Origin of the sequence: Actinoplanes sp. NPDC048791 (genome assembly GCF_040650095.1) — a bacterium.
GTDB lineage: Bacteria > Actinomycetota > Actinomycetes > Mycobacteriales > Micromonosporaceae > Actinoplanes.
The window spans coordinates 1-3,236 of the sequence record NZ_JBEZGQ010000953.1; the positions used below are offsets into that span (position 1 = coordinate 1).

The window sequence follows — 3,236 nt, forward strand, 5'->3', positions numbered from 1 at the left end:
GCGACATGGTCGGCCGGGCCGTGCGACACCCGCTCGCCGAGCAGCACCATCGGGGTCTCGTCGCCGCCCCGCGCCAGCTCCTCACCGGCCAGCGCCAGCGGGCTGAAGATCAGGCCGTCGATAGCGTGCCGGCGCAGCCCGGCGACCAGGTTGCGCTCCCGCTCGGCGTGCCCGTCGGTCTGGTCGATCAGCACGGTCCAGGACCGGCGCTCCGCCGCGTGCACGATCCGCCCGGCCAGCTCGGCGAAGTACGGCGACTGGAGCTCCGGCACGGCCAGCGCGATCACCCCGGACCGGCCGCTGCGCAACTGCCGGGCCGCCATGTTCGGCTTGTAGCCCAGGGCGTCGATGGCCTGCTGCACCCGGGCGCGGGTCTCCGGGGCGACGTGCACGTAGCCGTTGACCACATTGGAGACGGTCTTGATCGACACGCCTGCTTGTGCGGCCACGTCCTTCAGACCCGGAGGCACCGGCCTCGCCCACTCTCGTCGCCCGGCTGCGCCCGGACTATACAACGATGCAAACCGCCCCGTCCCGCCCTTTACCGGCGCGGGCCGGGGCGTGCACGTCTGCCCTACTGGGCCTCGATGATCATGCCGGCGCCCACCGTACGGTTGGTCGACTCGTCGATCAGGATGAAGCCACCGGTGGTGCGGTTGCGCCGGTACTCGTCGGCGAGCAGCGGCACGGTGGTGCGCAGCTTGACCCGGCCGATCTCGTTGAGGCCCAGCTGCGGCGCGTTCTCGTCGCGGTGCAACGTGTTCACGTCGAGGCGGTACTGCAGGCCACGGACCACCGTGCGGGCCGTACGGGTGGTGTGCTTGATCGTGTATTTCGCGCCGACCCGCAGCGGGGCCGTCTCGTCCATCCAGCAGATCATCGCCTCGACGTCCTGGGCGACCGCCGGCGCGTTGTGCGGCCGGCAGATCATGTCGCCCCGGGAGATGTCGATCTCGTCGGTCAGCCGGACCGTCACCGACATCGGCGGGAACGCCTCGTCGACCGGGCCGTCCGCGGTGTCGATGGCGGCAATCGTGCTGGTCATGCCCGACGGCAGCACCATCACCTCGTCGCCCGGCTTGAGCACGCCCGAGGCGACCTGGCCGGCGTACCCGCGGTAGTCGGTGATGTCCTTGGACTGCGGGCGGATCACGTACTGCACCGGGAACCGCACGTCGACCAGGTTGCGGTCCGAGGCGATGTGCACGTGCTCCAGGTGGTGCAGCAGCGACGGGCCCTCGTACCAGGGGCTCTTCTCGGAGCGCGACGCGATGTTGTCGCCCTCCAGCGCCGAGATCGGGATGACCGTCAGGTCGGGCGCGTCGAGCTTGGCCGCGAACGAGGTGAACTCGTCGGCGATCTTCTCGTAGACCCCGCGGTCCCAGTCGACCAGGTCCATCTTGTTGACGCAGAGCACCAGGTGGGGCACCCGCAGCAGGCTGGTCAGGAACGCGTGCCGGCGGGACTGCTCGACCAGGCCCTTGCGCGCGTCCACCAGGATCAGCGCCAGGTCGGCCGTCGAGGCGCCGGTGACCATGTTGCGGGTGTACTGGATGTGCCCGGGGGTGTCGGCGATGATGAACTTGCGCCGCGGCGTCGCGAAGTAGCGGTACGCCACGTCGATGGTGATGCCCTGCTCCCGCTCGGCGCGCAGGCCGTCGGTGAGCAGCGCCAGGTTGGTGTACTCGTCACCGCGCGCGGCGCTGACCGCCTCGACCGCCTCGAGCTGGTCGGCGAAGATGGTCTTGGTGTCGTAGAGCAGCCGGCCGATCAGCGTCGACTTGCCGTCGTCCACGCTGCCCGCGGTGGCGAACCGCAGCAGGTCCATCGGACGGGCCGTCGCCTCGTCGGGCTCCAGAACTGCCTGACTCATCAGAAGTAGCCTTCCCGCTTGCGGTCTTCCATCGCGGCCTCGCTGACCTTGTCGTCGCCCCGGGTGGCACCGCGTTCGGTGATCCGGGTCGCCGCGACCTCGTCGATGACCTTGTCGACCGTGTCGGCCTCGGACAGCACGGCGGCGGTCTGCGACGCGTCGCCGACGGTGCGGTAGCGCACCCGGCGGGTCTCGACCGTCTCGCCGTCCCGGGGCACGATGAACTCGTTGACCGCGTAGAACATCCCCGCGCGCTCGACGACCTCACGGTCGTGGGCGTAGTAGATGCTCGGCAGCGCGATGCGCTCCTTGGCGATGTAGTGCCACACGTCCAGCTCGGTCCAGTTGGACAGCGGGAACACCCGGATCGACTCGCCGGGGTGGTGCCGGCCGTTGTAGAGCGACCACAGCTCGGGGCGCTGGTTCTTCGGGTCCCACTGGCCGAACTCGTCGCGGAAGCTGAACATCCGCTCCTTGGCCCGTGCCTTCTCCTCGTCGCGGCGGGCGCCGCCGAAGAGCGCGTCGAAGCGGTACTTCTCGACCGCGGCCAGCAGCACCGGGGTCTGGATCCGGTTGCGGGTGCCGTCCGGCAGCTCGCGCACCAGGCCGGAGTCGATGGCCTCCTGCACGCTGGCGATCACCAGGTTGAGACCCAGCTCGGCGACCCGGGTGTCGCGGTACTCCAGCACCTCGGGGAAGTTGTGACCGGTGTCGACGTGCATGACCGGGAACGGGATGCGCGCGGGCGCGAACGCCTTCTCCGCGAGGCGCAGCATCACGATCGAGTCCTTGCCGCCGGAGAAGAGCAGCACGGGCCGCTCGAACTCGGCCATGACCTCACGCATGACGAAGATGCTCTCGGCCTCGAGAGCGTCGAGATGCGAGACGCGATAGGGCTTCGTCTGGCTCATGGGTTCCAGACCTTTCCGATGTCGGCCGAACTCATCCGGGAGGGATTTATGGGAGGTGTCGCTGCAACGCTGCGAGCAGACGGGGCGCAAGGTCCTTGCGACAGACCACCAGATCCGGCAACTTCGGATCGGCCTGGTTGTATTTCAGCGCAGTTCCGTCGATACGGGAAGCATGCAGTCCAGTGGCCGACGCCACAGCCACCGGGGCGGCACTGTCCCACTCGTACTGGCCACCGGCGTGCACGTAGGCGTCGGCGTCCCCGTTGATCACCGCGGCGATCTTGACCCCGGCCGATCCCATCGGGACCAGCTCGGCACCGATGTCCTCGGCCAGGGCGGTGACGAACGCCGGCGGGCGGCCAAGCTACCCGATTGACAGTCCGAGCGGTATCCAGATACTGAGTGGTATCCGAATACCGACTGGTATGTGAGGCGATCGTGCTGCACATCGA

At 68.9% G+C, this 3,236-nt stretch carries 3 protein-coding genes and 1 pseudogene; all 4 read right to left on the minus strand.

Annotated elements, in window-relative coordinates; all coding sequences use genetic code 11:
• On the minus strand, positions 1–470 hold a 470-nt coding region (locus AB0C29_RS40320; RefSeq protein ID WP_360832186.1), incomplete at its 3' end, for a LacI family DNA-binding transcriptional regulator.
• A 104-nt stretch (positions 471–574) separates the two neighbouring features.
• Positions 575–1,873 (minus strand): sulfate adenylyltransferase subunit CysN, encoded by a 1,299-nt coding sequence (gene cysN, locus AB0C29_RS40325; protein WP_360832189.1) that lies wholly within the window; start codon positions 1,871–1,873, stop codon positions 575–577.
• Positions 1,873–2,784 carry a sulfate adenylyltransferase subunit CysD gene (cysD, locus tag AB0C29_RS40330; RefSeq protein ID WP_360545491.1) on the minus strand — a complete coding sequence of 304 codons (912 nt, stop codon included), beginning with the start codon at positions 2,782–2,784 and terminating at the stop codon, positions 1,873–1,875. The genes cysN and cysD overlap by 1 nt, the downstream gene beginning before the upstream one ends.
• Before the next feature lie 46 nt (positions 2,785–2,830).
• Positions 2,831–3,142: pseudogene (locus AB0C29_RS40335) on the minus strand (inositol monophosphatase family protein); the annotation flags it as partial.
• Positions 3,143–3,236: the final 94 nt, after the last annotated feature.